This window comes from Aneurinibacillus thermoaerophilus, assembly GCF_900099925.1.
Taxonomy (GTDB): Bacteria; Bacillota; Bacilli; order Aneurinibacillales; family Aneurinibacillaceae; genus Aneurinibacillus; species Aneurinibacillus thermoaerophilus.
The window spans coordinates 1-7,099 of the sequence record NZ_FNDE01000064.1 but is presented as its reverse complement, the minus strand read 5'-3'; the positions used below and the strand labels follow the sequence as shown (position 1 = coordinate 7,099).

The following is a 7,099-nucleotide window of genomic DNA, read 5'->3' as shown; positions in this document are numbered from 1 at the left end:
AAACATGGGGAGGCTTGGGGTTCCAGTCCCCGCGTTTTTGCGTCAACGTTTTGAACAAATGAAAAACGACAACGACAAGGAAGCAAAATTTTGAAGAGAAACGGAGGCAACAAACGGGCATCTATGCCTTTTCATGATCTAAAGCAGGAGGGATGGACATGGCCATTGCATGGGACTGGTTGAAACAAAAGAACTTTCGGTTGAACGACCCGAATTTACATCCAGTCGTTGCCCAGCGTGGCTGGGAAGTTGTATTTGAAGCCTGGCAACGCGGTATCTATGTGCTGATTACGCAGGGGTATCGTTCAATCGCTGAACAGAATGAATTATACGCACAAGGTCGAACAAAACCGGGAAAAATCGTGACGAACGCCAAAGGCGGCACCAGCTACCATAACTACGGTTTGGCGCTGGACTTCGCTTTATATACACCGGATGGCAAACAAGTCGTTTGGGATATGAACACAGATTTTAATAAGAATCACAAAAAAGACTGGATGGAAGTCGTACAAATGTTCAAAGCCAGAGGATTTGAATGGGGCGGTGATTGGAGAAGTTTCAAGGACTACCCACACGTTCAAATGACCTTCGGTTTTTCTATTGCACAATTAAAAGCAGGAAAACGCCCATCACGTCCAGCTATGGTGGTACAGGTTCCAGAGCTGACGAAAGTTGTTGCATCGGTTACTGACAAAAAGGAGGAAGAATACATGATTCCCGTTTCAAAAGCGGACAAAATCATCGCACTTATCCAAGCAGAATGGAAAGAGAAGGACGAACAAATTAAGCAGTATCAGAAAATGTGGCAAGAAGAAAACGCGAAGCCGGACAAGTGTCAGCAAAAGTTGGACGAGTATCACAGAGCAGCCGAAGCGTTGCGTAAGGATAAGAAAGAGCTTGGTGAGCTGGCTGACGAGGTGAGGAAGGCGTCAGGCAGAAAAGAGGTGAACATATTGTTGAGATGAACGAAATGATCCCCGCTGTCCGTATGGATGGCGGGGATTTTTGTGTATATAAATTTTCCTAAAAAGGATAAATATATAAAATTATATTGACGTGAGTAAATATAATTGGTATAATAAAGCCAAGGAGGTGAGATAAGGATGGATTTGAAAGACTGGGCGATTACAATCGCATCAGTGCTAGGATGCATCAAACTCGGATTTGAAATAGCCGAGAAATTCGAAGAAAGGTGGAAAAAATGGAAGAAGGAAAGAGAGAAAAAGAAAAAGCGCTCCACTAAAAAGCGGAAGCGCTAAGCCCAAAAAAATCTAAACGGAAAGGGGTGTTGCCCCACCTCTTTCCTTACTAAATAAGTATACCACATCCATCCTTAAATTATGAAGAAGCTCTCAACTACTCTTGATGTTGTCCTGTTAATTGTATTCCTGTCTTGGTTATCTGATTTAGATTTCAGTAAGATGACACCTTTAAAATGGGTTGGCGTAACATCTATAGCTCTATGGTTCGTTTTAAATATCTGGAAGGTGATACTATGGCGGAAGAAATAACATTCAAATCACGCGATGAATTAACAGCATACATCGTTAACGAAGTAGTAAACACAACTGAAGCACTTGAGATACTTGGCTGTTCACGACAAAACCTGAACGACCTGGTTAAACGTGGTGTACTAAAACCAATTAAGGAACTTCCAAGAGATCGGCTGTTTTACAAAGCTGATGTTTTAAAAAGAAAAGAACAAGCAGAGCAAAGAAAAAAACAATGATTTTATTAAAGCCCTGGAAGGGGCTTTTTGTTTTGTTCGGATAAAATTACGAAACGTCTTGTACAAATGGCAGAGCAACAACTTTCCGGTCGTACACAACATCTGCAATAAATTTCTTCATAAAACCAGTCCTATCCCCTTATTCTTGCATATCATATAGGGCAGGGAACAGTCAGAAACCTTCCGTTTATTCCGGAAGGTTTTTAATTTTGTGTACTAAACTAGGGAGTAAAGAAGAGCAATTCTAAGAAAACTGAAGACCATACGTTCAAAAAAACAACGTGTTATTTCGTTATTTCCAAAAAGCTAAAAACGCCGATTTTGGCCAAATTTGAACCAAAACGGCGTTTTTAATGGTTATTTATTTATCATAAGTGATGTTTCTTTAACCGTAATTTCTATTCAATACTTAAATATCTAATTATAACCAAAAAGTAGGGTACTCACGATTACTACGTAAGTTATTTACCAATAAAGCTATTAAAACAATAGCTATGGAGCCAATTAATACAGGAGTAATTAAGTAATTCCATGTGTACGCCCCTAATATAACCACTATCGGATCTGCCCCAGCAGGTGGATGCGTCGTTTTCGTAATCATCATGCATGCTATAGCTACTCCCACTCCTAAAGCCAACGTCCAGGTATCATTACCTAAAAAGTGGTAGACAATCAATCCCACTAATGTAGAAATAAAATGTCCACCAATTATATTTCTCGGTTGAGATAGAGGAGCATTCCAAACACCAAATGCTAATACACAACTTGCTCCAAAAGGAGCCATTAACCAAGATGTAGATGTGACTTGTGTCAGGTAAGCAAGGACAAAGATAGTTATGAATCCTCCAATAAGTCCTGTCATAGCATCTTTAACATTTACGCTTAGAGTGCTTTTTCCTTTGCCTTTCATTTTAGAAAAATAAATGCGACGGGATATACCTACCACTTTCTCTTGGTCAATAACGGTTTGATTTTTAGATATCATTTAATTCAACCTCCTTATCATTTTGATTCCATAATAACCCATCTTTAATAACTGGTCAAAAGATAATTTTATGGTTAGTTTAAAGAATAATTAGATAATTAACACAATAAAAAAACTTAAACCCAATGGATTTAAGCTTTTTGAGTATAACCACTCTTTTTATCATTTTTCTTTAGAGTTTTCTTTTCTTTTTCGCTGTTGATGGCGTGCAACTTTCTTTCTGTTACCGCATATTTCCATGGCACACCATTTTCGTCTTCCACTTTCATCTATAAACAATAATACGCAATCAGGATTTGTACACCGTTTAAGGTAATGTAATCTCTTCCTATCAAGTAAGTTTAATACATCATATGCAATAAGTGAAACGAACGCATCCTCAGGTTGTCCTATTGGAGACGGAAGAAGTTTATTCGGGGTCAATTTATACGAAAACGGTGCTTTTCTAATCATTCTTTCCAAAGAAGATACCCATTCATCTGAAATTTGATATCCATCTGCGATCCGTTCAAAATCACTTCTTAAAAAGGAACGTAATTCACGAAGTGAATGTAATATCTTATCCAGTCTATCTTCTGATTTAGATATAAGCTCATCATCAATTATGGAATTTGTTTCTTTCATTATCTTTATCCAATCAGCTAAATCTTTTTCGGATATCAATAAGTCATAACGCTGCCCACGTCTTATAACTTCAGTGTTTACTAAATCAAGAGAAAGGTGTCCGGATATAAGTGGAAATTTTTTTGTCTCTGCCATGATGTACCTCTTTTCTTCTCACAAAACACTAACATATATAAAAAACTAACCTAACCTTATTATATATGATTTTTTATTAACTTAAAGTTAATAAAAAAGAAACAATATAAATAATAATTTAATGGTTACCTTATGCCCAAGAAGTATAATTTAAACTAACTGTTTTTTATAACTTGACAGGTTAGTAATTAAATATTAAGATAATTAAGAACTAACCGTTTTTTTATAAAAATATAGGTTAATATTTAAATCTAAAAATAAAACGCAAATTAAGAAGTAATACCCACAAATTACCAAACAGGACCGACATTTATTTCTCAATATTATGTTGTTCTTGGTTGGTAATTTTTTTGTAAATTTAAGTAAAAAATGTTGAATTATACCATATAATACTTTATTATTATTTACGTAGCAAAAATACCCAAAAAGGAGTGTTTATTAATGTCCCAATTAACAGAGCAAAAGTATCAGACCGTTACTCAAGAAGAACTAGAAAGAGTGCGTTAACAACATTCATGGGTTGCAGATCCGATTATACGCGCTTCTGAAAGAGTTCTTGAAGAACCATTTTTCGAGTGGTTGCAAACAGTAAGATCTGTTCAAGAGTTAAAGCCTGTTGTTACTCAACTTTGGTATCATTCTGCTACTTTTCCAAAAGTAATGGGTATCATGTTAGGGTTAACTTCTCTCAAGGAAAATCACATGATGCCTTTCTATGCCATGCACATTTATGGCGAAGCTGATCATCATGAAATGCTAATGCAATGGATGTTGAAACACGGTATCTTACAAGACCGAAAAGAAATCGAGAAATTTATTCCAACAATTGCAACTAACGCTTGCGTCAACTTGGTCTACCAAATGGCTATTGAACAAGATCGTTCCAAGTGGTTAGCATGCTTAAACTCTGGAATTGAACGTTGTTCTAATCACTTTTTCATCAAAATGTCTGAAAAGTTAGATGAATTAGACGTCAATGATCCATACTTTACTGTTCATGTCGAAGCAGATCAGCATCATTCCATCCTTGGATTAGATTATTTAGAAGCTGCAAATGACTCATTCCGCCGTGAAGTTATTATAAACAAAGCATTAGAAGGTATTTCTTTGTGGGCATTCATGTTAAATTCTTGGATTGGTATAAATAGAATGCCTGAATTTGATTTGGAGGGTAATCTGTTAAACAAACAAGCAACTGGTATTAACAATTAAGAGGATCGACAATAAAAAGAGTGCATGTCTGCTATGCACTCTTTTATTGGAGGAAAAAAATGATAACAGTTTGCCAAGAACACATGAAAGATGGATTAAATTTATTAAATGTACCTCATGTAGAAGAAATAACACAACAGTACCTGGAACATAGATGCATTTTCTGTAACAAATTAGCTAAGTTCGAATTATTTTACGTTAAACCTATGAAAATTTCTCTTTCAAGGTAATCCCAAAACAAAAAGCGGGGGACATTCAAGTTCCCTCGCTTTTTGTTTTCATAACCGACATTATCGGATGCGCATTAATGTACAAAAACATTTTCCTTTATATTCCTTTTGTTATAACATGGAACAAAAAGGAAGGTGAAAGAGATGCGCCGGGTGTATGCCCGGTTTTTATTATTTTTGAAATTGTCTTTCTTTTGTCTTGAATAAGAACTAATGTTCCTGTATAATCTTAAATAAGAATATATGTTCTTGTTTTAGGGAGGGTATATGGGATGAAGAAGCTTTCAAGCAGACAGTTAGCAATTCTGGATTACATCAAAAAAGAAGTCAAGGAGAAAGGGTACCCGCCTTCCGTTCGGGAAATCGGGGAAGCGGTGGGGTTAGCTTCCAGCTCTACGGTACATGGACATCTGGCGCGATTAGAAAAGAAAGGGCTGATTCGCCGCGATCCGACCAAGCCTCGCGCAATAGAAATCCTCGATAGCGAACCAAGAAGTAATGTATCTGCTCTCGAAGAGGTGAAGACAGTTACGGTGCCGGTGGTGGGGAAAGTGACGGCCGGTATGCCAATTACAGCCGTGGAGAATATCGAAGAATACTTTGTGCTTCCGGAAAACATGGTGGGCAGCGACACGGTGTATATGCTTCGAATCCAAGGGGAGAGTATGATTGATGCCGGCATCCTCGACGGAGACTATGTGATTGTTCGCCAGCAACAAACCGCTAACAACGGGGATATCGTCGTGGCAATGACGGAAGAGAATGAGGCAACCGTGAAGCGATTCTACAAGGAGAAAGACCATATTCGTTTGCAGCCGGAGAATCAGACCATGGCTCCTATTTTACTTCCTGCTGTCACAATTCTCGGAAAAGTCATTGGTGTATATCGGAACATTCATTGAGAAGAGGCGATATGAGTGATGAACTTTTTCACATACCTGGGCCGAACTGTTGAAATCATCTACTTGGATCGAAATGGGCAATTGAATCAGAGGAAGATCCGGCTGCTGTCGGTGAAAGACGGAAAGATTCGAGCGTATTGTTTCAAGCGGAGAGCGACAAGATACTTCTCAGTTGAGAACGTGCTGGCGATGCGGCCAGTAGTAAAAAAGAAGGCAAGTTGATATGAGTCTAATGAAGAAACCCGGCACAAGGCCGGGTTTTTGTTTGACCACATTGACCACATTGACCACATTTTTGACCACATACTTATTTTATTTGATCGACTTTTATTTAAGAGCATTGGTTAAAAACTTGATTTTACTAGATATATCTTACTTTGTTATGTTTAATTTACTTTGAGTTTGAGCATATTACAAAAAATTTATTTTCGCCCAGAGTTTTCAAACCGTGAATAAAAGCCTTGATATTATTGCATTTAAGTCTTAAGTCATGGAAACGTATTTTTTGCACTCCAGCATGCTCGCATGCTCTTTTAACATGACACGTGAGAAGCCCCCTTCCTCCACGCCTCTGGTGTAGGTGGGGGATGGCTCACGCTTCCTTCTCCTTACTTAAGCTAAAGATCAACATTGAGCTTTAACGGAGACATGAATAAAAGAGTTTGTCAGGAAAAGTATTATGTCAGTGACTTAAAGCATCCTTACTTCCATCTACCCATATAGAACTAAATTCGTTGTGACTTATTAGCCCCTAAGTCAATTCCCCCTTGTAATTCTTCTTCATCTAGCACACAAATGGTCTCAGTTCTACATACTAAGCAAACAAATGCATCTTTATTTGATTCTATATCTTTCTTTATGGCATAGCTCATTCAGGTCAAATTTAAAATTCCATAGAGGCGTATTTTTAGAACGATATTTTATAAATGATGATGTTGCAAAACTTACATTGAGCATGGTCGAACATACAAGCAAAAGGATTCATCTCTCTTTAGCCCCCTAGAGAAGTTGGACACTAAGGGTGTATTTTGATTACACTTATAGTGACAGAGGGGGAAGGCATCAATGATAAGAAGAAAGTATTCGATTGATTTCAAAAAACAAGTGGTGAAAGAAGCGAAAGAGACCGGTAATTTAGCAGCCGTTGCCCGCCGTTATGAGTTATCTGCTAACATGGTGGGGCGCTGGAAGCGAGAGTTCGAGAGCGGAAAACATGGAGAAATTGATTTCTCTATGGTTCCGGTCCTTGATGCCGAAGAAGTTGTGAAAGAAAACGAACAAC

General features: G+C 37.8%; 9 protein-coding genes. 7 read left to right on the top strand and 2 right to left on the bottom strand.

Annotation, left to right across the window (positions count from 1 at the left end):
• Positions 1-158: 158 nt before the first annotated feature.
• From BLR88_RS20455 to BLR88_RS18155, 3 genes are all read left to right on the top strand, one after another.
• The gene (locus BLR88_RS20455; RefSeq protein ID WP_302846672.1) at positions 159-965 is read left to right on the top strand and encodes a M15 family metallopeptidase; all 807 of its coding nucleotides are present in this window, start codon (positions 159-161) and stop codon (positions 963-965) included.
• Between the two features lie 138 nt (positions 966-1,103).
• Positions 1,104-1,259, top strand: a complete 156-nt coding sequence (locus BLR88_RS19805) for a hypothetical protein (RefSeq protein WP_156424017.1) — start codon at positions 1,104-1,106, stop codon at positions 1,257-1,259.
• A gap of 203 nt (positions 1,260-1,462) precedes the next feature.
• Positions 1,463-1,729: a helix-turn-helix domain-containing protein gene (locus BLR88_RS18155; protein WP_254778369.1), complete on the top strand. Its 267-nt coding sequence runs from the start codon at positions 1,463-1,465 to the stop codon at positions 1,727-1,729.
• 421 nt (positions 1,730-2,150) lie between these two features.
• On the opposite strand, the gene BLR88_RS18150 is transcribed toward BLR88_RS18155, so the two are convergent.
• Both BLR88_RS18150 and BLR88_RS18145 read right to left on the bottom strand, forming a co-directional pair.
• Positions 2,151-2,714 carry an HPP family protein gene (locus tag BLR88_RS18150; protein ID WP_057900033.1) on the bottom strand — a complete coding sequence of 188 codons (564 nt, stop codon included), beginning with the start codon at positions 2,712-2,714 and terminating at the stop codon, positions 2,151-2,153.
• A gap of 162 nt (positions 2,715-2,876) precedes the next feature.
• Positions 2,877-3,473 carry a CGNR zinc finger domain-containing protein gene (locus tag BLR88_RS18145; protein WP_057900032.1) on the bottom strand — a complete coding sequence of 199 codons (597 nt, stop codon included), beginning with the start codon at positions 3,471-3,473 and terminating at the stop codon, positions 2,877-2,879.
• Between the two features lie 579 nt (positions 3,474-4,052).
• Between BLR88_RS18145 and BLR88_RS18140 the strand changes: the two genes are divergently transcribed.
• The 4 genes from BLR88_RS18140 to BLR88_RS18125 form a co-directional block, all read left to right on the top strand.
• Positions 4,053-4,685, top strand: coding sequence for an iron-containing redox enzyme family protein (locus BLR88_RS18140; protein ID WP_217639409.1), 633 nt, complete (start codon positions 4,053-4,055; stop codon positions 4,683-4,685).
• Between the two features lie 502 nt (positions 4,686-5,187).
• Entirely contained in the window at positions 5,188-5,817 is a 630-nt protein-coding gene (lexA, locus tag BLR88_RS18135) for a transcriptional repressor LexA (protein ID WP_091261510.1), read from the top strand.
• A gap of 15 nt (positions 5,818-5,832) precedes the next feature.
• Entirely contained in the window at positions 5,833-6,039 is a 207-nt protein-coding gene (locus BLR88_RS18130) for a hypothetical protein (RefSeq protein WP_409359916.1), read from the top strand.
• An 843-nt stretch (positions 6,040-6,882) separates the two neighbouring features.
• The coding region (locus BLR88_RS18125; protein ID WP_091261508.1) for a transposase at positions 6,883-7,099 on the top strand (217 nt) is incomplete at its 3' end.